Here is a 24206-nt window from a genome sequence, read left to right on the forward strand (position 1 = left end):
GACGGAGGAGGGGTGGTCGGGTGCGGCGGGGTGCGCCGCCGGGTGTCAGAGCACGTGGGCGCCGGGCACGGGGCCGTGGACGGGGAGGGCGCGCACGCCCGTGCGCTCCTCGATGGCCGAGGCCAGCCGCAGCGCGGAGGCCTCGTCCTGCGCCACGAAGAGCAGGGTGGGGCCGGAGCCGGAGACCATGCCGCGCAGCGCGCCTTCGTCCATACCGAGGTCGAGGACGTCCGAGAGCTCGGGGAACAGGACGACGGCCGGGGTCTGCAGGTCGTTGTCCATGGCGGTGGCGAGTTCGAGCGGGTCCGCCGCGGTGAGGGCCCGCAGGACGGCCTCGTTCACCTCCGGGCGCGCCGGCCCGTCGGTCAGGTGGCCCTCCCGGCGCAGCTCGTCCAGGGTCTGGAACACCACGGGGGTGGACAGCCCGGCGTCCGCCGGGACGAGGACGAGGTGCACCGGGGTGCGGGCCGCGACGGGGGTCAGCTCGGCCCCGGTCCCGAGCCCGACGGCGGCGCCGCCCAGCACGCTGAAGGGCACGTCCGCGCCCAGCGGGGCGGCCAGCTCGGCGAGCTCGGCGCGGGTGTGCCCGGTCTCCCACAGGACGCTGCACGCGAGCAGCGCGGCGGCCGCGTCGGCGGAGCCGCCGCCCATGCCGCCCGCGACCGGGACCTGCTTGGCGACCTCGAGGTGGACGCCGTGGGTGTCAGGATCGAGCCCGAGGGTGCGCCGCAGGTGCGCGGCGGCGCGGTGCGCGAGGTTGCGCTCGTCCCAGGGCACGTCCTGGGTGTCCACCAGACTGATGTGGCGGCCCGACGGGCCGACGGTGATCCTCCCGTCCGTGCGCGCGATCGCCGTGACGGTCTCCCGCAGGCTGACGGCCAGGTACACGGTGGCCACGGGGTGGTAGCCGTCCGCACCGGGGGGTCCCACCCGCAGGGACAGGTTCACCTTGCCGGGGGCGCTGACCGTGACGTGCCGGGCCGTGGGGTCGAGGCCGAGGTCCTCCGTCGTCATGCGCCCACCTCCTCCGCCGCACGCCGCGGGCCGTGCTCGGCGATCCGCGCGAAGGCCGCGATGTCCAGGGCCTCGCCGCGGGCGCGCGGGTCCACGCCGGCGGCCACCAGGGCGTCCTCCGCCGCCTGCGGCGACCCGGCCCAGGAGGCGAGCGCGGCGCGCAGGGTCTTGCGGCGCTGGGCGAAGGCGGCGTCCACCACGGCGAAGACCTCCCGGCGGGACGCGCCGCCCGCCGGCGGCTCGCGTCGGGTGAAGGCGACCAGCCCGGAGTGGATGCGCGGAGCCGGCCAGAACACCTGGGTGCCGATGGTGCCCGCCTTGCGCACGTCCGCGTACCACGCCGCCTTGGCGGACGGCACGCCGTAGACCCTGGAGCCGGGCCCGGCCGCGAGACGGTCCGCGACCTCCTCCTGCACCATCACCAGGCCGTGCCGCAGCCCCGGCAGGACCGCGAGCGCGTGCAGCAGCACGGGCACGGCCACGTTGTAGGGCAGGTTCGCCACGAGCGCGGTGGGACCGCCGGCGGCGGTGGCGGGCCGGACCTCAGCCAGGGCCTGCTCGCTCAGGGTCATGGCGTCCGCGTGCAGCACGGCGAGGGCACCCTCGGCCCCGGGGCGGAACTCGGCAGCGGTGCGCGGCAGGCGGGCGGCGGTGACCGGGTCGATCTCGACGGCGGTGACGGCGGCGGCCGCGTCCAGCAGGCCGAGGGTGAGCGAGCCCAGCCCGGGACCGATCTCCAGCACGTGCTCGTCCGCGGTCACGTCCGCGGCCTGCACGATGCGCCGGATCGTGTTCGGGTCGATCACGAAGTTCTGGCCCCACTGCTTGGTGGGACGCAGGTCCAGCTCGGCGGCGATGCGCCGCACGTCCGCGGCGCTCAGCAGCGGGGCGGGGGCGGGGTGCGGGGAGGGCTGGACCATGCCCGCGAGTCTATCGGGGCGCCGGACGGGGTAACCGGGGCGCAGCGGCGCGGGCTCCGCTCAGGTGGAGAGGTCACCGAGCCGGACGAGCTCGCGGAACTCGGGGCTCGTCTCCTGCAGCCCGGCGAACGTGCCCTGGCCGATGATCCGCCCCTGGTCCATCAGCACGATCTGATCGCAGCGCTTGACCGTGGAGAGACGGTGGGCGACCACGATGACCGTGATCCGGCCGCGCAGCGACTCGATCACCTCGGTGACCCGGCGTTCCGTGAGGTTGTCGAGGGCCGACGTCGCCTCATCGAGCACGAGGAGGCGGGGGCGCCGGAAGAGCGCGCGCGCGATGCCCAGGCGCTGGCGCTGGCCGCCGGAGACGCCCACGGCCCCTTCGCCGATCACGGTGTCCAGGCCGTCGGGGAGCTCGTCCAGCCACTGGCCCAGCTGGGCTTCGCGCAGCACGCGCTCCACCTCGGCCCGGTCCGCCGTCTGGGCGGCCTCGACGTCCAGGAGCACGTTGTGCAGCACCGTCCCGTTGACCACGGTGACGGACTGCGGGACGAACGCCACGTTGTCCCACCAGCCGCGCGGGTTGGCCTCGAGCTCCACCCCGTCCACGTAGACCCCACCGCGCTGGGCGTGGTGGAAGCCGATGACCAGGTCCACCAGGGTGGTCTTGCCGGCACCGCTGCCGCCCACGAAGGCGTACGAGGACCCGAAGGGGATGCGCAGGTCGATGTCGCGCAGGACCGGCTCGGTCTTGCCGGGGTAGGTGAAGGACGCGTCCCGCACCTCGATGGCCTCCTCGAACGTGACGCGCTCGTAGGGCCGGTCCGCCGCGTGCAGGACCGGCTGCGCGGCGGCGAGCTCCGCCGTCGTGCGCTCGAAGGCCGGCCAGGACGTGCGGATCTCGTTGGTGGTGGCCATGAGCGCGGCCATGGACGGCAGCACGCGGAAGCCGGCCATCGCGAGCAGGGCGAGCGAGCCGAACGCCTCCCCGCCGCGGCCCTGGATGAAGGCCACGGCCACGAGCGCCGCGATGGCGGCCACGAAGGCGACCTCGAGCACGTAGCGCGGCATCATCGTGAGGATCATCTTGAGCCGCGTGGCTTCGGCGCTCTCCATGCGGGCGGCGCGGTACTCCTCCATGAAGGCCGAGTCGTTGCCGCGGATCTTCACGTCCTTGTAGTTCTCCAGGCCCTGCAGCGCCGCCGTGTTGGCCCGCTCCCCCGCGGTCACCAGGGTCCAGCCCAGGCGGGAGGCCGGGCGGCGGATCACGGTCTTGATCACCCAGGCGACGGCGAGGAAGTACAGGGCCATCCCGAGCCCCGTCAGCGGCATGGAGACGCCCACCACGACCGCCACCGCGACGAGCGTCACGGCCTCCGTGAGGAACGTGACGGACGCATTCACCACGCCCGTGTACGCCATGCTGGAGGTGCCGGTGACGTTGTTGACCAGGGTGCCGACCGTGCGCGTCAGGTGCAGGCCGTAGTCGGCCCGCAGGTAGTAGCGCAGCAGCGTGGCGGACGTGCGGACGAGGTTCTGGTTGGTGAACCCCATGGTCCACCAGCGGAACGCGAGCACCAGGATCGCCTTGAGCAGGAAGGCCACCACGATCACGACGGCGAAGGCCACCGTCTGCTCCGGCACCGTCACGGCCCCGAACCGGGCCAGCAGCCCTTCGAGCGCCGGGGAGCCCAGCTCACCTGAGGTCAGCAGGCTGACCAGCGGGATGATCGAGGCGAGCGCCACCATCTCGAGGCCGGCCACGAGGACGGACCCGAGGACCACGAACACGAGGCGGATCCGCATGGGGCGGTCCACCAGGTACTGCGTTCCCTCGGGCAGCCGGGCTTTGAGGAGTCGGGTCAGCACGTCGCTCATCCTAGGGGCCGGGTCTGGATCGGCTTAGAACGCCCCGTACACCCGGGCGGTGTTCTCGCTCACCGCGCGGGCGAGGGCCGCCACGTCGTCTCCGCGCGTCTCCGCCATGCCCCGCAGTGTGACCGGGACCAGGTAGGGCGCGTTGGGGCGGCCCCGATGCGGATGCGGCGTGAGGAAGGGCGCGTCCGTCTCCACGAGCAGCAGCTCGGCCGGGGCGATCCGCAGCGCCTCACGCAGCTCATCGTTGGCCTTGAAGGTGACGGGGCCGGCGAAGGACATGTGCCAGCCGTGCTCGGCGCACGTGCGGGCCAGATCGGGGCCACCGGAGAAGCAGTGGAACACCACGTGCGGGGGCAGCCCGCCGTCGGCCGCCTCCTCGAGCAGGATCCGGACGGCGTCGTCGTGCGCGTCCCGGTCGTGGATCTGCAGGGCCGTGCCGAGTTCGCGGGCGAGTCGGATGTGCCGGCGGAAGGACTCCTGCTGCGCCGCGTGGCCGGCCTCGTCCTGCGTCCGGAAGTAGTCGAGGCCCGTCTCACCCACCGCGCGCACGCGAGGGTGACGGGCGAGCTCGGCGATCTCCGCGAACGCCTCCTCGAACTCGCCGCACTCGGTCAGGCGGGCCGCGTCGTTGGGGTGCAGCGCCACGGCGCCGAGCAGGCGAGGCTCGGCCTCGATCGCCGCGATCGTGAACCGGGCCGAGGCGACGTCGCAGCCCACCTGGACCGCGCCGGTCACGCCCACCGCCTCCGCCGCGTCCATCGCCTGGTGGACGTCCACGCGGACCAAGCCGTCGCGGAAGTCGAGGTGCGTGTGGTTGTCCACGACGGGCACCGGCAGCGGCTCCGGTGCGGGCGGGTACTCGAGACGACGCTTGCGGCCCGACTTCTCCTCGCGGGCGTCCCGGCGCGGGCCGCCGTCGTCGTCCGGCTGCTGGGCGGAGGCGCGGTAGGCGAGCGGGGTCTCGGATGCGTGGGCCATGCACCCCACTCTAGGGAGCCGAGCCCGGGCCCCCCGACACGCCTCGGGGGCGGTATCGGGTGGTATCCGACGTGGATACCACCCGATACCGCCCCCGGAGGGCACGGCTCGGCGCGAGGGTCAGGCCTTCGCGGCCGCCCACGGGTCGGCGATGCCGATGTACTGCACCGAGGTGTACTCCTCGATGCCCTCGGCGCCGCCCTCACGGCCCAGGCCCGACTGCTTCACGCCGCCGAACGGCGCGGCCGGGTTGGAGATGACGCCCACGTTGTAGCCCATGAGGCCGAACTCGATGCTCTCGGCCACGCGGTACATCCGGGCCTGATCCTTCGTGAACACGTAGGAGGCGAGGCCGTACTCGGTGTCGTTGGCCATCTCGATGGCCTCCTCCTCGGAGGAGAAGGTCACGATCGGGGCCACGGGGCCGAAGATCTCCTGCTGGAGGATCGGGTTGCCCTCCTCCACCTTGATCGCGGTCGGCGCGTAGAAGTAGCCGTCGCCCTCGATCTTGTGGCCGCCGGTGAGCACTTCGCCGCCGGCCGCCACGGCGTCCTGGACGAGCTGGTCGATGTCGTCGCGCGCGCCCTCGTCCACGATCGGGCCGAGGGTGGACTCCGGGTCGGTGCCGCGCAGGGGCTTGAGCGCCTCGAGCTTGGCCACGAACTTCTGCGTGAACTCCTCGGCCACGTCCTCGTGCACGAGGAAGCGGTTGGCGGCGGTGCAGGCCTCGCCCATGTTGCGCATCTTCGCGGCGAAGGCGCCCTCGACGGCGGCGTCCAGGTCCGCGTCCTCGAAGACGATGAGCGGGGCGTTGCCGCCGAGCTCCATGGAGGTGCGCAGCACGTTGTCCGCCGCGTCCTTCATGAGGCGCACACCGACCGGGGTGGAACCGGTGAAGGACACCTTGCGCAGGCGCCGGTCCTGCAGGATCGGGCTGGAGATCGACGAGGCGGAGGAGCCCGCCACGACGTTGAGCACGCCCTTGGGCAGGCCGGCCTCCTGCATCACCTGCGCGAACAGCTGGGTGGTCAGCGGGGTCAGCTTGGCGGCCTTGAGGACCATGGTGCAGCCGGCGGCGACGGCGGGGCCCACCTTGCGGGTGGCCATGGCCAGCGGGAAGTTCCACGGGGTGATCAGCAGGCACGGGCCCACCGGGCGATGGTGCACCTGCATGCGCAGCGTGCCCTCCGGCACGGTCAGGGTGCGGCCGTAGTGGCGGCCGGCCTCCTCGGAGAACCAGCGCAGGAAGCCGTTGCCGTACGTGACCTCGCCGCGGGCCTCGGCGAGCGGCTTGCCCATCTCGAGGGTCATCAGCAGCGCGAAGTCCTCGGCGCGCTCGTTGATCAGGTCGTAGGCGCGGCGCAGGATGTCGGCGCGCTCCTTGGCCGGGGTGCGGGCCCAGTCGGCCTGCGCGGCGCAGGCGGCGTCGAAGGCGGCCATGGCGTCGTCGGAGTTCGCGTCCTGCAGGCTCGCGATGACCTTGCCGGTGGCCGGGTCCTTCACGTCGAAGGTCTTGCCGGAGGAGGCATCGCGCCACTCGCCGTCGATCAGCAGGCCGGTGGGGACGGACTCCAGCAGCGCCTTCTCGCGCTCAGCGGTCACGGTCATGATGCACCTCTTTCGGGGTCGGTGGTCGGAGGCGGCACGCCCCGCGTCCCTCAGGGGAACGGGTGGACGGCCACGGGTATTCCGACGCCGTCCGGCGGCGGTCGGCAGCGGCTCCACGGCTGATCCTAGCCAGGCCCCGGGGCCGCGCCCCCGCGCATGAGCATCTGTGTAGCCGGGGACGTGTCAGCCCCGGGCCGCGAGCACCGCCTGGTAGAGCTCCCGGCTCCGCATCCCGTGGGCTCCGGCCACCGCGGCCACGGCCTCCTTCAACCGGGTGCCGGACTCCACCAGCACCGCCACCTCGGCGACGGCGTCCGCCTCGGACGCCTCGCCCGCAGCGCCGGGCGCGGCCGGCCCGATCACCAGCACGATCTCCCCGCGGATCCCCTCCCCCGCGTGCCGCTCCGCAGCCCAGGCATGCACCTCGGCCGCGGTGCCGCGCACCACCTCCTCGTGCAGCTTGGTGAGCTCGCGCGCCACGCACACCGGCCGTTCCGCACCGAGGACCTCCACGACGACGGCCAGCGCGTCCGCCAGGCGCTGCGGCGACTCGAAGGCGACCACAGTGCGGGCCTCGGTCAGCAGGGAGGTGAGCCATCGCCGTCGTTCCCCGTCCTTGCGGGGGACGAAGCCGTCGAAGGCGAACCGGTCCGTCGGCAGGCCGGAGAGGGCGAGCGCGGTGGTCACGGCGGAGGGGCCGGGCGCGCAGGTCACGGGCAGCCCTGCGGACACCGCGGCCGCCACGAGCCGGTACCCCGGGTCCGAGACCGTGGGCATGCCCGCGTCCGAGACCACCGCCACCGTGGCACCGCCCCGCACCTGGTCCAGCAGCCCCTGGGCGGAGGCCGCCTCGTTGTGCTCGTGATGGGCCACCACCCTGCCCGCCGGGGTGACGCCCAGTCCGGCGCACAGGCGCCGCGCGGTCCGGGTGTCCTCGGCGGCGATCACGTCCGCCTCCGCCAGCAGCTCACGCAGGCGCGCGGACGCGTCCCCGAGGTTGCCGATGGGGGTGGCGGCCAGGACGATGCGACCCTCGGGCATGGGACGACCTTTCGACGGACGGACGGCTGCCCCGAGCCTACGGCCCCGGCCACCGTGCACGTCTCGCCGTCCACCGTGCGGCCTAGCATGGAGCCCGTGCCCGCCACCGCCCTCGCCTCACGCCCCGCCGCCGTCGCGGTCGACGACGGCCCCTTCGGCGTCGCCGCCCTGCGCGCCCGCCTCGGGGTGAGCGCGGCGCCCCTGACGCGGTGGCACTGGATCCTGCCGCTGCTGGTCACGGTGATCGCCGGCGTCCTGCGGTTCACGAACCTGGCCCACCCGGACCAGCTGATCTTCGACGAGACCTACTACCCCAAGGACGCCTACTCCCTCCTGGAGTCCGGCTACGAGCGGCGGTGGGACGAGGACGTCAACGACGCGTTCGCGCGCGGCGAGGCGGAGCCGCTCGAGGGGGCCGCCTACGTGGTGCACCCGCCGCTGGGCAAGTGGCTGATCGGCCTGGGCATGCTCGCGTTCGGTCCGGACAACGGGGTGGGCTGGCGATTCAGTGCCGCGGTGGCCGGCACGCTGTCCGTCCTGCTGGTCGCCCTCGCCACGCAGCACCTGCTGCGCTCGGTGTCCCTGGGCGCGGTCGCCGGGCTGCTGCTGGCCGTGGAGGGCCACCACCTGGTGATGTCCCGCATCGGGCTGCTGGACATCTTCCTCTCGTTCTTCGTGCTCGCGGCCTTCGCCGCGCTGCTGGCGGACCGCGTCCACGGGCGGCGGCTGCTCGCGGAGCGGCTCGCCCACGACGTCGCCCGGCGGGGACGCGACGCCCTGGCCAGCGGGCCGTGGCTCGGCTGGCGCCCGTGGCGACTGCTGGCGGGCGTGCTACTGGGCGCCGGCTGCGCCGTGAAGCTCTCCGGGCTGGCGTTCATGGCGGCCTTCGGCCTGCTCACGGTCCTGTGGGACATGTCCGCGCGCCGGACCGCCGGGGTGCGGCACTGGGCGTGGGCCGGCGTCGAGAAGGACGGCCTGTACGCGTTCGTGGCCGTGGTGGGCGGCGGCCTGGTCGCCTACCTGGCCTCGTGGACCGGCTGGTTCGTCACGGAGGGCGGCTACTACCGGGACTGGCACCGGGACAACCCGCCGGAGGGCCTGCTCGCGGGGCTGGTCCCCGGTCCGCTGCGCTCCCTGTGGCACTACCACGTGGAGTCCACGACCTTCCACCAGGGTCTCACCAGCCCCCACGACTACGCCGCCAACCCGTGGACCTGGCCGTTCATGGGCCGGCCCGTGAGCTACTACTACGAGGGTGCAGAGCCCGGCGAGGGGATCTGCCCGGCGGACGCCGCGGGCGCGTGCTCGGCGGCCATCACGGACATCGCCAACCCGTTCGTGTGGTGGACGGGCCTGGCCGCCGTCCTCGTGTGCGTGTGGCTGCTGGTGCGCCACCGGGACTGGCGGGCCGGCGCCCTGCTCGGCGCCTACGCGGCCGGGCAGCTGGTGTGGTTCCTGTGGCCCGAGCGGACCATGTTCTTCTTCTACACGATCGCCTACGAGCCCTTCCTCGTGATGATGATCGCCCTGGCGCTCTCACTGCTGCTCCGGCCGGGCCGCCGACCCGGGCCCCGCTGGGGCTCGGCCCTGGTGCTGGCGTACGTGACGATCGCCGTCGCCGTGTCCCTGTTCTTCCTGCCCGTGTGGATCGGCGACGTGATCCCGTACGACCAGTGGCGCTGGCGGATGTGGTTCAGCAGCTGGATCTGACGGCCACGTCCCGGGCGCGGGCGTGCCCGACCGCGCGCCGCACGCCCGGAAATGGATACGCTCGGACCGTGCAGAACCAGAGCCCCGTCCATGAGTCCGCCACCGAGCTCGTCGGCATGCCGCCGGCGGACTCCAACATCACGGACCTGATCGTCACCTCCTGTGCCGACCGGCCGGACGCCCCCGTGTACGCCGTGCGCAACGGCGCGGGCGGCTGGGTGGACGTCCACTTCACCGCGTTCCTCACCCAGGTGCGCGCCGTGGCGGCCGGCCTCATCGCCCGCGGCGTCCAGCCCGGGGACCGGGTGGGCCTGTTCTCCCCCACCTCCTACGCGTGGGCCGTCCTCGACCAGGCCGTGTGGTTCGCCGGCGCCGTCTCCGTGCCGATCTACGAGACCTCCTCGGCCCACCAGGTGGAGCACATCGTCACGGACTCGGGCCTGCGGGTGGTCGCCGTCGGCAGCGAGGAGCTCGGCGAGCGCGTCGCCGAGGCCGCCGGGCACGCGGGCGTGGACGTGGCGACGTTCCCGCTGACGGACGCCGGACTGGCGGAGCTGGCCGAGGCCGGCGCGTTCGTGTCGTATGACGCGGTCGAGCACGCCCGCTCCCTGGCGACCCTCGCCAGCCCCGCCTCGATCGTCTACACCTCCGGCACCACCGGCCGCCCGAAGGGCGCCGTGATCACGCACGGCAACTTCGTGGGCGCGGCCATCAACGTGCTGCACTTCGCGCGCGAGGTGGTCCAGTGGTCCCCGGAGACGACAACGTCGCGCACCCTGCTCTTCCTCCCGCTGGCCCACGTGCTCGCCCACGCCGTCCAGGTCATCTGCCTGTACGCCCGCATCCAGGTGGCCCACTCCGGTTCCCCGGCCACGCTGCTCGGCGACCTCGCCTCCTTCCACCCCACGTGGCTGCTGGCCGTGCCGCGCGTGTTCGAGAAGGTCGAGGCCGGCATCGAGGCCAAGGCCCAGAAGAGCGGCACCGGGCGGATCTACGCGGCCGCCAAGCGCACCGCCATCGAATGGTCCACGGCCGTGGACGAGGCCGAGTTCGGGGACGGCCCCGGGCCTTCGGCCCTGCTGCGCGCCCGGCGCGCGCTGTTCGACCGGCTGGTCTACCGCAAGATCCGGGAGGCCCTCGGCGGCGAGGTGATCTCGTGCGTGTCCGGCGCGTCCGCCCTCTCCCCGGAGCTGGTGCACTTCTTCCGCGGCGCCGGCATTCCGATCGTGGAGGGCTACGGCCTCACGGAGACCACCGCGCCGGCCACCGTGAACATCCCCGGCGCGCACCGCGTGGGCACCGTGGGCCTGCCCGTGGCCGGGGTGACGGTGAAGATCGCCGAGGACGGCGAGATCCTCATCCGCGGCCCCGTGGTGTTCGACGGCTACCACGGCATGCCGAAGGCGTCGGCGGAGGCGATGGAGGACGACTTCTTCCGCACCGGGGACATCGGTGCGCTGGACGAGCACGGCTTCCTGCGGATCACCGGCCGCAAGAAGGACGTGATCATCACCGCCGGCGGCAAGAACGTGTACCCCACGCCCATGGAGGAGGCGCTGCGCCAGCACCGGCTCATCGAGCACGTCGTGGTGGTCGGCGAGAACCGCCCGTTCGTGGGCGCCCTCATCACCCTGGACACCGAGGCCTTCACCCAGTGGGCCCTGGACCGCGAGCTCAGCCTCACGCCGGCCGAGGCCGCGACGGACCCCACCGTGCTGGCCTCGATCCAGGAGGCGGTGGACCAGGTCAACGCGGGCGTCTCCCGTGCCGAGTCCATCCGCCGCTTCCGCATCCTGGACCACCCGTTCACCGAGGACTCCGGGCACGTCACCCAGTCCCAGAAGCTCAAGCGGGCCCAGGTGATCGAGGACCACGCCGAGGACGTCGAGGCCCTCTACCGCCGCTGACCCCGCCCCCGGACGACGACGGGCCGGGAGGACGCCTCGTCCTCCCGGCCCGTTCCCGGTGTCGTCCGGCGGCGGTCAGCGCACCACGGCGTCGTCCTCCCGGGCCCAGCGCAGGCGGGTGCGCAGCAGCTGCTCGCGGCGGTCCGCGCTCAGCTCACGACGGCGGCGCGTGGGCCACGTGAGCACGAGCGTCACGAGGGACGCCAGCAGGGTCACCAGCCCGACCACCACGGCCGCGTCCACCCAGAACTGCTCGGGGTAGAGGCGGATGAGAGCGTCCCGCACGGAGAACGTCCACGTGCCGTCCGCGAAGAACAGCGAGTGGAAGCCAGCGAAGAACGTCTCCCAGCCCAGCACCGCCAGGACCGCGAGCGCGATCACCGCGAGCGGCAGCCACACGGCGCCGGCGAACAGGGCGCGGCGCACCCCGCCGGGGCTGGTGCGCAGCAGGGACGCGATGAGCAGGGCGCACACCACCAGGAGCACCACGAGCGCCGCGGCGGCGATCCACAGCACGGTCTTCACATCCGTCATGTGGTCGACCTCGACCTCGGTGAACAGGGGCGCGCCCTGGTGCGTGAGGCTGCTGAGATACCGCGGCCCGGCCAGGTTGGTCACGTAGTCCAGCCCGGCGGAGCCGTAGTGCATGCGGTCGGCGAGGGTGAAGCCGAACCGGTCCGCGGGGAACCCGGGCCGGTGGTACTCCAGCCACAGGAACACCGGGCTCGCCACGAGGCGGACGGTGGCCAGCAGCAGGGCGAGCGGGGCGAGGATCGCCAGCAGCACCTGCGCCAGGCGCGGGCCCGCCTTGGGCAGGCGCGCGCGCTCCTCCGGCGTGGGGCCCTGCAGGGCCGCCGCCTGGGCCACGGGGGCGGCCGTGCCGTCCTCGGGGTAGCGGTCGACCGGGGCGGCGGCGCTCGACCCCGCCGCGCGGGCCCCGACGGCGGCGCTCAGCGGGCCGAGCTCGTCGGCGCCGGGCAGCGGCCGCCGGCCGCCCTCGGGCACGGCCCGGGAGGCGACGATGTCGCGGTCGGCGTCCGCGGCCGGGCGGCCGGCGTCGCGTCGGTCCGCGGCCGCCGCGTCCCCGCCGCGCAGCGCGGCGAGGTCCTCGGGGCTGAGCGCCGAGGTGTGCTGGGCGCCGCCGTCGTCGTCCCGGCCCATGGCGGGCAGCGCCTGGGTGCGGTTCGGGTCGTCCGCGGCGTCGTCCTCGACGAACGCGCCGTAGTCCAGCCCGGAATCGAAGTCCTCCGCCCCGGCGCGCTCGTCGCGCCCGCGGCCGGCCTGATGGGAAGCCATGCTCGTGCCTCTCTCGAATGGGTCCGTCCGCCCGCGGGCGCCGGGGATCAGTAGCGGTAGTGGTCGGCCTTGTAGGGGCCGGCCACGTCCACGCCGAGGTACTCGGCCTGGGCCTTGGTCAGCTCGGTCAGCCCGACGCCGAGGGCGTCCAGGTGCAGGCGGGCGACCTTCTCGTCCAGCACCTTGGGCAGCGTGTAGACGCGCTTCTCGTAGTGCTCGCCGGTCAGGGCGCCGGTGCCCGTGGAGCCGCCGAAGAGCTCGATCTGCGCCATCACCTGGTTGGTGAAGGACGCGCTCATCACGAACGAGGGGTGGCCGGTGGCGTTGCCGAGGTTCAGCAGGCGACCCTCGGAGAGCACGATGATGCTCCGCTCGGCCTCCGTGCCGCCGTCCAGGGTCCACTCGTGGACCTGCGGCTTGATCTCCGTCTTCACGACGCCGGGGATGCGGGCCAGGCCGGCCATGTCGATCTCGTTGTCGAAGTGGCCGACGTTGCCCACGATGGCCTTGTCCTTCATGGCGGCCATGTGCTCGGCCATGATGATGTCCTTGCCGCCGGTGGTGGTGACGAAGATGTCGCCCTCGCCCACCACGTCCTCGAGGCGGGCCACCTGGTAGCCGTCCATCGCGGCCTGCAGCGCGCAGATCGGGTCGATCTCCGTGACGATCACGCGGGCGCCCTGGCCGCGCAGGGCCTCGGCGGCGCCCTTGCCGACGTCGCCGTAGCCGCAGACCACGGCCACCTTGCCGCCGATCAGCACGTCCGTGGCGCGCATGAGGCCGTCCGGCAGGGAGTGGCGGATGCCGTACTTGTTGTCGAACTTGGACTTGGTCACGGCGTCGTTCACGTTGATCGCCGGGAAGAGCAGGCGGCCCTCCTGCGCCAGCTGGTAGAGGCGCAGCACGCCCGTTGTGGTCTCCTCGGAGACGCCGCGCAGGGTGCCGGCGGTGCGGGTCCAGTGCTGCGGGTCGCGGGCCAGCGAGCGGCGCAGCGTCTCGAGGATGATCCGGTACTCCTCGGGGTCGTCCTCGGTGGCGCTGGGCACGGCGCCCGCGGCCTCGAACTCGACGCCCTTGTGCACCAGCAGGGTGGCGTCGCCGCCGTCGTCCAGGATCATGTTGGGGCCGCGCTCCGGATCCTCGTCCGCGCCCGGCCAGGTGAGGATCTGCGAGGCGGTCCACCAGTAGTCCTCGAGGGACTCGTTCTTCCAGGCGAACACCGGCACGCCCTGCGGGTCCTCGGGGGTTCCCGAGCCCACGACGACGGCGGCGGCGGCCTCGTCCTGCGTGGAGAAGATGTTGCAGGAGGCCCACCGGACCTCGGCGCCGAGGGCGATGAGGGTCTCGATGAGCACGGCGGTCTGCACGGTCATGTGCAGGGAGCCGGCGATGCGGGCGCCCTTGAGCGGCTGGGCCTCCCCGTACTCCTCGCGCAGGGACATCAGCCCCGGCATCTCGTGCTCGGCCAGGCGGATCTGGTGGCGGCCCGCCTCGGCCAGGGACAGGTCCCGGACCGTGAAGTCGAACGAGGCACCGGGCACGGTGGTGCGGTTGGCGAAGGCCGGGTCGACGTCGGGGGTGCGGAACTCTGCGGAGGTCTCAGTCATGCCCTCCAGCCTAGCGAGGCCCCGGACGGCACGAGACGCACCGCGTCAGTCCCCGTCACGCACCACGCGCAGCCCGGGGCGGGCCGGCGGGACGGCCATGGGCCGGGTGGGGACCGTGCGCACGCCGCCGTCCGCGTCGACGGCCTCGTAGTGCTCGGGCAGCTCCAGCCGCAGCACCTCCCAGCCGCGCGGGGCCGTGGTGCGCCGAGCGTGCTCGCCGCAGAGGTCGTACGTGTGCGGCTCCGCCCGGCGCGACAGGGGCCCGATGACCACCTGCGAGTCCGCATAGTTGTACGTCAGCGTGGCCAGGGCAGGGCTCTGGCATCCGGTCTTGCTGCAGCGTCGCATGGGTCCCACGCCCGCCACCCTACTCGGCGGACGGCCCGGAGCGGTGGCCTACCATGGCGCGCATGACCGCGTCCGCCTCCTCCGATCCCCTCGACCCCCTGCCGTTCCGGGCGGGCGACGCCGCGGGGGCCGAGCCGGGCGTCGAGGGCGGCCCGGCCGAGGCCGGCGTCTCCTCCCCCACGGGGCGCGGCGGCCGGGACCGCCGTGGCCGAGGGCTGCGGCATCCGCGCCCGTTCGGTGCGCGCTCGGAGCGGGGCCGGGGCGAGGCGCTGCTGACCGCCGTCGAGAAGGCGGTGGACCGGCTGGGCTCCCTGGACGCGCCCGGGCTGCGGCACGTGACCGCGCGGGTGGAGCGCATCCCGGACCGGCTCGACGAGCGGCTGCGCGAGCTGCACGCCGGCCGGGAACGGGATGAGGAGGCGCTGTTCGCGCGGGCCGAGCGGCAGGGCCGGGACGGGGTGCTGATCACCCTGTTCGAGCGGCCGCTGCGGGACGCGGCCGACCCGGCCGACCTCGAGGGGGCCGTCTACGGGGTGGCGCTGAGCCGTTGCGCCGACGCGCTGGGCGTGGACCCGCAGGTGCTCGACCCCAGCTGGGGCCGCGGCTGAGCCCGGACCGGGCGGTCCGCGCCGGGCACCGCGCCCGGCGGACGGGCGCCGCGCGTCAGGCGCGGGCGCGGCGCAGGCGGCGACGCTCGCGCTCGGAGAGCCCGCCCCAGATGCCGAAGCGCTCGTCGTTCGCCATGGCGTACTCCAGGCACGCGTCCTTGACGGTGCAGGCCTCGCACACACGCTTGGCGTCCCGCGTGGAGCCGCCCTTCTCCGGGAAGAACGCCTCGGGGTCCGTCTGCGCGCACAGGGCGTCCGCCTGCCAGGCCAGCTCGCCCTCGACGGGCTCGGTGGTCACGCCCGGGATGGCGGCCCAGTCGGCGGAGACGGGCACGGCCTCGACCGGACGCTCGTCACCGGGGAAGAGGGCGGTGACGGTGGCGGCCGGGGTGCCGGTCTCGCCGTCGAGGTCGTGGGCGGTGAGGAAGGCGGTCGCCTGGTCCTCGAGGCTCGCGCCGGAGACGCCGGCCTGCGGGTCGGCGGGGTCGAGGAACCAGTCGCTGGGGACGCTCCGCGGACGAGGTGCCGGCGCGGGATCGGCGCGGTGCGCGTCCTCGACTCGCTGGGTCTGCTCCATGTGTGACGCCTCTTCCCGGGATCGACGTGGCGGCTGTGGGCCGGGTGATCATGCGGTCCGCGCGGGTGCCGGGCAAGCCGGCGGGCCCCTCCTGGCGGGACCGTTGGCCCGGGTTCATTACATCGGTGTGATTCATGCCGAGTCAAACCGAACGGGTGCCACACTGGGCCCATGGTCTCCCTCTCCGCACCCCGGTCCACCGGCCCCCTCGTGCACCGCCTCGCCTCCTCCCCGCGGCCCGCGCTCGTCCAGGAGCCGGGGGCCCCGGACGAGCCCGGCGCGGTGGACCAGCGCCTCGAGCTCTCGGGCCGTGTGACCGTGAACTGGGCCGCCAAGTTCGCGGGCCTGCTCGGCGACGAGGGCGTGGGGGCGGGTGACGCCGTCGCCCTGGACCTGCCCGTCCACTGGCTCTCCCACGCCCTCGCCCTCGGCGTGCTCTGCGCCGAGGCCGAGCCCGCCCTCGAGGGCGACTCCCCCGCCGCCGTCCTCACGGACCGGCCCGAGGCGTGGCCGGACCCGTCCGTGACCGTGTTCGCCGTGGCCCTGCCGCGCGGCCTCGAGCCCGAGTTCGACGGCCCGGCCGCCGACCCGGCCGTCGTGGACGTGGCCGCCGAGATCCGCGCCCAGCCGGATGCCCTGCCCGGCCCCGTGGACCACGTGCGGCCCGCGTCGATCCCGGCCGGGGCCGACGTCGCCCCGGACGACGACGGCCCGCGCCCCCGCCTGTCGTGGGCGGGAGTGCGGGCCGCGCTGGAGGCGTGGGACGCGGGCCGGGCGGTGACCGTGCGCCCCTGACGGGGCGGCGGGGTCAGGCCGGGACGCTCAGACCCCGGCGTCGGGGGTGCGGTGCCGGGCCGGGCCGTCGGCCCGATGCCCGCGCTCGGCGGGCCGGCCCCGGGCCTCGTGCCGGCCGTGCGGAGGCAGCTGCTCCTCGCGCAGCACGGGCATCTGGCCGGTGATGATCGCGAGGTCGTTGGCGAAGCCGGGCTCCACGTCCAGCTTCTCCTTGAACACCCAGAACCGGTAGGCGAAGTAGCGGAACACGGTGCCGAAGAACAGGCCGATCACGTTGCCGGCGATGAACAGGCCGGTCGGGTCGGTCACGCCCATCAGGTACTGCGCGATCGCCACGCAGCCGGCCTGGATGCCCAGCCCGATCGCGTTCATGATCAGGAACATCACGAGCTCGCGCGTCTTGTTCGAGGAGCGCTTGTCCCGGAACGTCCAGTAGCGGTTGGCCACCCAGCTGAACAGGGTGGCGACGACGCCGCCCACGATCTTGGCCTTGACGTTGGACCCCTCGAGCGGGCCGGTCATCATCCACCAGAAGACGAGCGAGTCCACCACGAACGCGGCCGCACCGACGGTGCCGAACTTGGCCACCTCCCGCCACAGCAGGGAGACCATCCCGGTCAGGCGGCCCCAGAGATCGGACAGCATGGGCGTGGACTCCTCGGTTCGGGACGGGGGTGTGCACGCGGGGCGGACCCGCGCAGGGCTGGGGAACACTGTAGCCGCGCCCCCGGCGCGCGCCCTCCTCGGATCCGGCATCGGCCACCCCTCCGTGACGGAGTTCTCAGCCGGTCCGACTACCCTGTCCGGGTGACTTCCCCTCGACTCGGTGTGATCGGTGGCGGGCAGCTGGCCCGCATGATGGCGGGCGCCGCCGCGGAGCTCGGCGTGCCCTTCCGCGTGCTCGCGGAGGCCCCGGACGCGTCAGCGGCCCAGGTCGCCCCCCACGTGGTCGGCGACCACGCGGACCTGGCGGACCTGCGCGCGTTCGCGGCCACGGTGGACGTGGTCACCTTCGACCACGAGCACGTGCCCACCGAGCACCTGCGGGCCCTGCAGGAGGCCGGCGTCGCCGTGCGCCCCGGCCCCGAGGCGCTGCAGCACGCCCAGGACAAGCTGGTCATGCGCGCCGCCGTCGAGCGGCTGGGCCTGCCGAACCCGGCGTGGGCGCCGGTCGACGACCTCGAGGCCGTCCTCGCCTTCGGCGACGAGCACGGCTGGCCGATGATCCTCAAGACCGCCCGCGGCGGCTACGACGGCAAGGGCGTGCTCACGCTCGACGACGCCGACGACGCCCGCGCCTCCGCCGCGGACGGCACCCTGGCCGCGTGGCTCGGCGCCGGCATCACCCCGCTGCTGGCCGAGGCCCTCGTCCCCTTCTCCCGTGAGCTCTCCGCGCAGGTGGCGCGCACCCCCTCCGGTGAGGTGGCCGTCTACCCCGTCGTCGACTCGGTGCAGGTGGCCGGCGTGTGCGACCTCGTGGTCGCCCCGGCCCAGGACCTCGACCCGGCCGTCGCCGCGGCCGCGACCGCCGCGGCCGTCCGCCTCGCCGAGGAGCTGGACGTCACCGGCATGCTCGCGGTCGAGCTGTTCGAGACGCCGGGGGTCGGCCCGGGCTTCCAGGTGAACGAGCTGGCCATGCGCCCCCACAACTCCGGCCACTGGTCCATGGACGGCGCCGTCACCGGCCAGTTCGAGCAGCACGTCCGCGCCGTGCTCGACCTGCCGCTGGGCGAGACGACCCCCCGCGGGGCCGGCGTCGTGATGAAGAACGTCCTCGGCGGCGCCCGCGAGGACCTGCACGCCGGCAGCGTCGCGGCCCTCGCCGCCCACCCGCAGGCCAAGGTCCACCTCTACGGCAAGGACGTGCGCCCGGGCCGCAAGGTCGGTCACGTCAACGTCGTCGCGGACCACGGCCTCAGCCTCGAGGAGGCCGTGCGGACCGCCGAGTCCGCCGCCGCACTGCTGCGCGACGACGCCCCCACCACCGGCACCGAGACGGAGGCCCGCCCATGACCGCCACGCCCCAGTCCCCCGCCCAGCCCCTGCAGGACGACGCCCCGGTCGTCTCCGTCGTGATGGGCTCCGACTCCGACTGGCCCGTGATGAGCGCGGCCGCCGAGGCCCTGCGCGAGCTCGACGTGCCCGTCGAGGTCGGCGTGGTCTCCGCGCACCGCATGCCCCACGAGATGGTGGAGTTCGGCGCCCGCGCGCACGAGCGCGGCATCCGCGTGATCGTGGCCGGCGCGGGCGGCGCGGCGCACCTGCCCGGGATGCTCGCCGCCGTCACCCCCCTGCCCGTGATCGGCGTGCCCGTGAAGCTCAAGAGCCTGGACGGGATGGACTCCCTGCTCTCGATCGTCCAGATGCCCGCCGGTGTGCCGGTGGCCACCGTCTCCATCGACGGCGCCCGCAACGCCGGCCTGCTGGCCGCCCGCATCCTCGCCTCGGCCGACACCGCGGAGGGCGACCGCCTGCGCGCCGCCCTCGCCGAGCACGCCGACGAGCTCAACGCCCAGGCCCGGGCCAAGGGGGCCCGCCTGCGCGAGCGGATGGCCGCCGACCGCTGATGTCGTCCGCCACCGGATCCGTGCCCGCCGGTCACGCGCAGCCCGACCCGCTCCGAGATCCACGCGTCGCCTCCCCCACCGAGCGCACCCGCCGGGCGCTGATCCTCACCGCCCTGACCCTGCTGGTCCCCGGCGGCGCCCAGCTCGTCGCCGGCAGCCGCCGGCTCGGCCGCGTGGCGCTGCGGGTCACCGTCACCGTGTGGGCCGTGCTGATCCTCGGGCTGCTGTGGTGGCTGGTCTCCCGCGCGAGCCTGATCTCGCTCATGGCCCGGGACGGCGTGCTGCTCGGACTGGCGGTGGTCCTGGCGGCGTTGGCGGTGGGCTGGGCGGTGCTGTGGGTGGACACGTTCCGGCTGATCCGACCGCACCTGCTCGCCCCCGGCGCGCGGAAGATCACGGCGACGGTCACCGCACTCGCGCTCGTGCTCACCAGCGGCGCCCTGCTCTACGGCGGCTGGGCCGCGAACACGAGCCGCGGCGCGCTCGGCGAGGTCTTCCGGGAGGGGCCGGCCGTCCCGGAGGCCGAGGGCCGCTACAACATCCTGGTCCTGGGCGCGGACGCCGGCGAGGGCCGCCAGGGGCTGCGCCCGGACTCCATGCACGTGGTCTCCGTGGACGCCCGCACCGGCGCCATCGTGATGTTCTCCCTGCCCCGCAATCTCCAGAACGCGCCGTTCGTCGAGGGCTCCCCGCTGTGGGACGTGTACCCGAACGGCTTCGACTGCGGCGACGAGTGCATCCTCAACGCCCTCTACACGGACGTGGAGGAGCACCACGCAGACCTCTACCCGGACGCCGAACACCCCGGTGCCGAGGCCATGAAGGACGCCGCCGGCGGCATCCTCGGCCTGGACGTCTCCGGCTACGCCCTCATGGACATGGGCGGCTTCGCCCAGCTGATCGACGCCATGGGCGGGGTGGACGTCGTCAGCGGCGGCTACGTGGTGCACCGCGGCGTCCGGCCCGACGGCGCCTGGGGCAACATCTGGTGGGAGCCGGGCACCCACCACTTCAACGGCGACGACGCGCTCGCCTTCGCCCGCTCCCGGCACTGGTCCACCGACTACGCCCGCATCCGCCGGCAGCAGTGCATGCAGGCGGCGATGCTGGAGCAGTTCAGCCCCGCCACCGTGCTCACCCGCTTCGAGGGGATCCTCGCGGCGGGCCAGCAGATCGTGACCACCGACCTGCCGCAGTCCCAGCTCGGCACGTTCGCGGACCTCGCCGAGCGCTCGCGCGGCCAGAAGATGCGGCGGCTGACCATCGGCCCGCCCGACTTCGGCGACACGGGCACCCACTTCACCACCTACCCCGACTACGACCTCGTCCACCGCCGCGTGGACGAGATGCTGGCCGATGAGTCCGCAACCGCCGGATCGGAGCCGACCGGGGTCTCGGCGACGCCGCTGCTCACCGTGCTGGCCGTCGTCGCGCAGGAGACGCAGACCCCCGACGTCGACGAGGACGACCCGGCCACGTGGCCGGCCCCGCCGACCCGCTCCGACGGCGAGCCCTTCACCGCCGAGGACCTGATGACGGCCGAGGACCTGGGCCAGGAGGACGTGCTGAACCACGCGTCCTCGACCAACGGGCTGTGCATCCCCGCCCCGTGAGGCGCGGCGCGCGGGCCGACGGGCTGACCTAGGCTGGGCGCATGCACGTCCTGAAGCCCGTGATCCGTGACTACGCCTGGGGCTCCCCCACGCTCCTCGCCGACCTGCAGGGACGCGAGCCCACCGGCCGCCCCGAGGCCGAGCTGTGGCTGGGCGACCATCCGGGCGCCCCGTGCGTCGCCGTCGTGGCGGACGGCGCCCACGTCGGCCTGGACGAGGTGGTGGCCGCGGACCCCGAGCGCTGCCTCGGACCCGCCGCGCCGGAGGGCCGTCTGCCCTTCCTCATGAAGCTGCTCGCCGCGGGCGCCCCGCTGTCCATCCAGGCGCACCCCACCCTGGAGCAGGCCCGCGCAGGCTACGCCGCGGAGGAGGCCGCCGGCGTGCCGGCCGACGCCCCGGAGCGCAACTACAGGGACGCGAACCACAAGCCGGAGATGCTGCTCGCCCTGACCCCCTTCGCGGCGATGTGCGGCTTCCGCTCCCCCGAGGTCTCCTCGGACAGCTTCGAGGCCCTGGCCCGCGCCCTCACGGAGCGGGCGGACGGGGACACGTCCGCCGTCGCCGTCGCCGCCGCCCGGATCAGCCAGACCCTCGCCGCCGGCGACCTCGAGGACGCGTTCACCTCGATCCTCGACCCCGACTCCGTGTGGGGCTCCCCCGGCGCCGTCGCGCAGGTCGTGGACGTGCTGCGGGCCGCGCCGGACCTGGCCGAGCGCGACCCCTCGCTGGCCACGGCCCTCGAGGCCGCCCAGCACCACCCGGACGACCCCGGCGTGGTGGTGGCCATCCTGCTCAACCGCGTGGACCTGGCCCCGGGTCAGGCCATCCATCTGCCCGCCGGCAACGTGCACGCGTACCTGCACGGGCTGGGCGTGGAGGTCATGGCGGCCTCGGACAACGTGCTGCGCGGCGGGCTCACCCCGAAGCACGTGGACGTGCCCGAGCTGCGCCGCGTGGTCACCTTCGAGGCGCTGCCGGTGCCCTCCACCGAGCCCGAGCGCGTGGCCGACTCCGTGGTGGCCTTCCGCCCGCCGTTCGAGGAGTTCGAGCTGCTCCAGGCCACGCTCGAGGACGACGCCGTCCACGGGCTCGACGTGCACGGGCCCGGGATCGCGGTGGTCACCCGCGGCACGGCGAGCCTGGCCCTGGCAGGCCAGGAGATCGAGCTGGGCCCGGGCGAGGCCGTATTCCTGCCCGCCGTGGAGACGGCGTCCGGCCGGCTGGCCGTCCGCGCCGCGGCCGGCGCCCCGGCGACGGTGCACGTGGCCGGCCTGCCGCGGGGCTGAGCCCGGCAGGCCGGCCCGCAGGCTCAGCGGGCGTCGCGGTCCTCCAGCCACTTGGACCACTTCTTCACGTCGTGCTCGGCGTCCACGGTGCGGACCGTGCCGGACGACGAGCGCATCACGATGGACTGCGTGTGCACGCGGCCGTCGGCGAAGCGCACACCGCGCAGCAGGTCGCCGTCGGTGATGCCGGTGGCCGCGAAGTAGCAGTGGTCGGAGGTGACCAGCTCGTTCGTGGTCAGCACGGCGTCGAGGTCGAGGCCGGCGTCGAGGGCCTTCTGCTTCTCGGCGTCGTCGGTGGGGGCCAGGCGGCCCTGGATGATGCCGCCGGTGGCCTTGATCGCGCACGCGGTGACGATGCCCTCCGGGGTGCCGCCGATGCCCATCATCATGTCCACGCCGGTGCCCGGGCGGGCGGCGGCGATGGCGCCGGCGACGTCGCCGTCCAGGATGAACTTCACGCGGGCGCCGGCCTGGCGGATCTCCTTGACCAGGCCCTCGTGGCGGGGGCGGTCCAGCACGCACACGGTCACCTGGGAGACGGGCTTGTCCAGGGCCTTGGCCACGAGGTTCACGTTCTGCTTCACCGGCAGGCGCATGTCCACGAAGTCGGCGGCCTCGGGGCCCACCACGAGCTTGTCCATGTAGAACACGGCCGACGGGTCGAACATGGTGCCGCGCTCGGCCACCGCGAAGACGGAGAGCGCGTTGTTGTAGCCCATGGCGGTCAGGCGGGTGCCGTCGATCGGGTCCACGGCCACGTCCACGGCGGCGCCGGAGCCGTCGCCGACCTGCTCGCCGTTGAACAGCATGGGGGCCTCGTCCTTCTCGCCCTCGCCGATCACCACGGTGCCGTCCATGGCCACGGTGTCCATGAACGCGCGCATCGCGTCCACCGCGGCGCCGTCCGCCTTGTTCTTGTCCCCGTAGCCCACCCAGGGGCTCGCGGCGATGGCCGCCGCCTCGGTCACCCGCACCAACTCCATGGCCAGGTTGCGGTCCGGGACGTGATTCTCGTAGCCGGTCTTCTCCGAGGACGCGCTGGTCATCGCTGCTCCGATCCTTGCTCGCGGCGCTCCGTCCGCACGAGACGGGGCGTGAGGGCGGCTCTGCCCCGGTCCTCATCCTACGGGGGCGGCCTCCCACGGGTGGCACAATGCTGACCGTGAGCTCCGCCGACCCCCACTCCCCCGCCCCCCGTCCCGTCCTGACCGCCACGCAGGCGCAGCGGGCCCGGCAGCCGTGGATGGCCATGGTGCTCTCCCTGGCGGCTCTGCTGGCGATCGTGGCCGTGGTCCTCCTGCTCAACCCGGAGCCGCCGCAGCGGCCCCGTGAGGACCGCGTCGACGTCGCCGCCGAGGCCGCCACGGTCCCCCACGACGACGGCGACCTGCCGGCCCTGGCGCCCGAGGTGCCGGAGTCCTGGTACGCCAACTACGCCCGCCTGCAGAAGCTGGACGGCGTCTCCACGTGGGACGTCGGCTGGGTGGTCACGGACACGGTGTTCGCGGGCCTGCAGCAGGCCGAGGACGTCGACCCCACCTGGGTGAGCCTGCGGGTGGACCAGGTCCCGACGTCGGAGACGATCGAGATCGACGGGATCGCGTGGGACCTCCACGCCGATCCGAAGAAGCCGGAGCGACGGCTCGTGGCGGAGGTGGACGGCAGCACCGTGGTGCTGACCACCACCGGCGACCGCGCCGTCCTCGAAGACCTGGCCCACGGAGTCGCGAAGGAGACCCGATGACCCCCCACACCCGCCCCGAGACGACGCCGGCCCCCGACGTCGTCGTCCCCACCTCCGACCTGACCCCCGCGGAGGCGTGGGAGGTCCTCGTCGAGGGCAACCGCCGCTTCGTGGCGGGCGAGCCGAGCCACCCGAACCAGAACGCCGAGCGCCGCAGCGGGCTGACGGCCGGCCAGGCCCCGGTCGCCGTGATCTTCGGCTGCGCCGACTCGCGCCTGGCGGCCGAGATCATCTTCGACCTGGGGCTCGGCGACGTGTTCGTGGTGCGCACGGCCGGCCACGTGATCGACGACGCCGTGCTGGGCTCCATCGAGTACGGCGTGGACGTGCTGGAGATCCCGCTCGTCATCGTCCTGGGCCACAACTCGTGCGGCGCCGTCACGGCGACGGTCGAGTCCTACATCTCCGGCACCATGCCGCGCGGCTTCGTGCGCCCCCTCGTGGAGCGCATCATCCCGTCCGTGCTGGCCGGGCGCCGCCGCGGTCTGGAGGAGGTCGACGAGTTCGTGGCCGAGCACGTGGACCAGACCTGCGACCACCTCTTGGAGACCTCGCAGTCCGTCCGCGCGGCCGTCGAGTCGGGCCGCACCGCCGTCGTCGGGCTCACCTACTCGCTGTCCGAGGGCACCGCTCGACCGGGCCGCGTGCACGGCGACCTGGCGGTCTGACGACGACGGGCGTCCGGTGCGGCACCGGGCGCCCGCGC

Annotated in this window: 22 protein-coding genes; 10 read left to right on the top strand and 12 right to left on the bottom strand. The window is 74.1% G+C overall.

The features are described from left to right. Positions 1-45: 45 nt before the first annotated feature. The 6 genes from HDA34_RS04485 to rsmI form a co-directional block, all read right to left on the bottom strand. Positions 46-1014 carry a 4-(cytidine 5'-diphospho)-2-C-methyl-D-erythritol kinase gene (locus tag HDA34_RS04485; RefSeq protein WP_060973908.1) on the bottom strand — a complete coding sequence of 323 codons (969 nt, stop codon included), beginning with the start codon at positions 1012-1014 and terminating at the stop codon, positions 46-48. Then, positions 1011-1934, bottom strand: a complete 924-nt coding sequence (rsmA, locus tag HDA34_RS04490) for a 16S rRNA (adenine(1518)-N(6)/adenine(1519)-N(6))-dimethyltransferase RsmA (RefSeq protein WP_134377294.1) — start codon at positions 1932-1934, stop codon at positions 1011-1013. The genes HDA34_RS04485 and rsmA overlap by 4 nt, the downstream gene beginning before the upstream one ends. 60 nt (positions 1935-1994) lie before the next feature. Beyond that, positions 1995-3806: an ABC transporter ATP-binding protein gene (locus HDA34_RS04495; RefSeq protein ID WP_060973972.1), complete on the bottom strand. Its 1812-nt coding sequence runs from the start codon at positions 3804-3806 to the stop codon at positions 1995-1997. A gap of 33 nt (positions 3807-3839) precedes the next feature. Further along, the gene (locus HDA34_RS04500) at positions 3840-4793 is read right to left on the bottom strand and encodes a TatD family hydrolase (protein ID WP_060973971.1); all 954 of its coding nucleotides are present in this window, start codon (positions 4791-4793) and stop codon (positions 3840-3842) included. A gap of 120 nt (positions 4794-4913) precedes the next feature. Beyond that, a complete protein-coding gene (locus tag HDA34_RS04505) occupies positions 4914-6401 on the bottom strand; it encodes an NAD-dependent succinate-semialdehyde dehydrogenase (RefSeq protein WP_134377293.1) in 1488 nt (495 codons plus the stop codon). Between the two features lie 183 nt (positions 6402-6584). After that, positions 6585-7442 carry a 16S rRNA (cytidine(1402)-2'-O)-methyltransferase gene (gene rsmI, locus HDA34_RS04510; protein WP_134377292.1) on the bottom strand — a complete coding sequence of 286 codons (858 nt, stop codon included), beginning with the start codon at positions 7440-7442 and terminating at the stop codon, positions 6585-6587. 96 nt (positions 7443-7538) lie between these two features. On the opposite strand from rsmI, the gene HDA34_RS04515 reads away from it, so the two are divergent. Both HDA34_RS04515 and HDA34_RS04520 read left to right on the top strand, forming a co-directional pair. Next, entirely contained in the window at positions 7539-9152 is a 1614-nt protein-coding gene (locus tag HDA34_RS04515; protein WP_134377291.1) for a dolichyl-phosphate-mannose--protein mannosyltransferase, read from the top strand. 68 nt (positions 9153-9220) lie between these two features. Beyond that, positions 9221-11059 carry an AMP-dependent synthetase/ligase gene (locus HDA34_RS04520; RefSeq protein ID WP_134377290.1) on the top strand — a complete coding sequence of 613 codons (1839 nt, stop codon included), beginning with the start codon at positions 9221-9223 and terminating at the stop codon, positions 11057-11059. Between the two features lie 75 nt (positions 11060-11134). On the opposite strand, the gene HDA34_RS04525 is transcribed toward HDA34_RS04520, so the two are convergent. Genes HDA34_RS04525 through HDA34_RS04535 form a run of 3 tightly spaced genes read right to left on the bottom strand, consistent with a single transcriptional unit; the run spans position 11135 to position 14310 of the window. Beyond that, positions 11135-12355, bottom strand: a complete 1221-nt coding sequence (locus HDA34_RS04525) for a TIGR01906 family membrane protein (RefSeq protein ID WP_101967343.1) — start codon at positions 12353-12355, stop codon at positions 11135-11137. Between the two features lie 47 nt (positions 12356-12402). After that, on the bottom strand, positions 12403-13962 hold the full coding sequence (gene ahcY / locus HDA34_RS04530) for an adenosylhomocysteinase (RefSeq protein ID WP_205810353.1): 1560 nt from the start codon (positions 13960-13962) through the stop codon (positions 12403-12405). Positions 13963-14007: 45 nt separating this feature from the next. Continuing rightward, positions 14008-14310, bottom strand: a complete 303-nt coding sequence (locus tag HDA34_RS04535; protein ID WP_020628239.1) for a DUF3499 family protein — start codon at positions 14308-14310, stop codon at positions 14008-14010. 62 nt (positions 14311-14372) lie between these two features. Here HDA34_RS04535 and HDA34_RS04540 point away from each other — a divergent pair, with 62 nt between their 5' ends. Then, complete coding sequence (locus tag HDA34_RS04540) at positions 14373-14918, top strand: hypothetical protein (RefSeq protein WP_225348318.1); 546 nt, start codon at positions 14373-14375, stop codon at positions 14916-14918. 55 nt (positions 14919-14973) lie between these two features. Here the strand turns inward: HDA34_RS04540 and HDA34_RS04545 are convergent, their stop codons facing one another. Further along, the gene (locus HDA34_RS04545) at positions 14974-15495 is read right to left on the bottom strand and encodes a WhiB family transcriptional regulator (protein WP_101967344.1); all 522 of its coding nucleotides are present in this window, start codon (positions 15493-15495) and stop codon (positions 14974-14976) included. 171 nt (positions 15496-15666) lie between these two features. Between HDA34_RS04545 and HDA34_RS04550 the strand changes: the two genes are divergently transcribed. Next, positions 15667-16290 (top strand): hypothetical protein, encoded by a 624-nt coding sequence (locus HDA34_RS04550; RefSeq protein ID WP_101967345.1) that lies wholly within the window; start codon positions 15667-15669, stop codon positions 16288-16290. Between the two features lie 27 nt (positions 16291-16317). Here HDA34_RS04550 and HDA34_RS04555 read toward each other — a convergent pair whose 3' ends face one another. Next, entirely contained in the window at positions 16318-16935 is a 618-nt protein-coding gene (locus HDA34_RS04555; protein WP_101967346.1) for a GtrA family protein, read from the bottom strand. A gap of 162 nt (positions 16936-17097) precedes the next feature. On the opposite strand from HDA34_RS04555, the gene HDA34_RS04560 reads away from it, so the two are divergent. Genes HDA34_RS04560 through manA form a run of 4 tightly spaced genes read left to right on the top strand, consistent with a single transcriptional unit; the run spans position 17098 to position 21756 of the window. Continuing rightward, a complete protein-coding gene (locus HDA34_RS04560) occupies positions 17098-18303 on the top strand; it encodes a 5-(carboxyamino)imidazole ribonucleotide synthase (protein ID WP_101967347.1) in 1206 nt (401 codons plus the stop codon). Next, complete coding sequence (gene purE / locus HDA34_RS04565) at positions 18300-18857, top strand: 5-(carboxyamino)imidazole ribonucleotide mutase (protein ID WP_049147836.1); 558 nt, start codon at positions 18300-18302, stop codon at positions 18855-18857. The genes HDA34_RS04560 and purE overlap by 4 nt, the downstream gene beginning before the upstream one ends. Further along, complete coding sequence (locus HDA34_RS04570) at positions 18857-20470, top strand: LCP family protein (RefSeq protein ID WP_134377289.1); 1614 nt, start codon at positions 18857-18859, stop codon at positions 20468-20470. The genes purE and HDA34_RS04570 overlap by 1 nt, the downstream gene beginning before the upstream one ends. Positions 20471-20511: 41 nt before the next feature. Further along, the gene (manA, locus tag HDA34_RS04575) at positions 20512-21756 is read left to right on the top strand and encodes a mannose-6-phosphate isomerase, class I (RefSeq protein ID WP_134377288.1); all 1245 of its coding nucleotides are present in this window, start codon (positions 20512-20514) and stop codon (positions 21754-21756) included. Between the two features lie 23 nt (positions 21757-21779). Here manA and glpX read toward each other — a convergent pair whose 3' ends face one another. Next, entirely contained in the window at positions 21780-22802 is a 1023-nt protein-coding gene (gene glpX, locus HDA34_RS04580; protein WP_134377287.1) for a class II fructose-bisphosphatase, read from the bottom strand. Between the two features lie 107 nt (positions 22803-22909). On the opposite strand from glpX, the gene HDA34_RS04585 reads away from it, so the two are divergent. After that, the gene (locus HDA34_RS04585; RefSeq protein WP_069941642.1) at positions 22910-23500 is read left to right on the top strand and encodes a DUF4245 domain-containing protein; all 591 of its coding nucleotides are present in this window, start codon (positions 22910-22912) and stop codon (positions 23498-23500) included. Further along, entirely contained in the window at positions 23497-24168 is a 672-nt protein-coding gene (locus tag HDA34_RS04590; protein ID WP_049147417.1) for a carbonic anhydrase, read from the top strand. Before HDA34_RS04585 ends, HDA34_RS04590 begins: the two co-directional genes overlap by 4 nt. The last annotated feature ends 38 nt before the right edge of the window (positions 24169-24206 follow it).

The organism is Micrococcus luteus, assembly GCF_014138885.1.
GTDB lineage: Bacteria > Actinomycetota > Actinomycetes > Actinomycetales > Micrococcaceae > Micrococcus > Micrococcus luteus.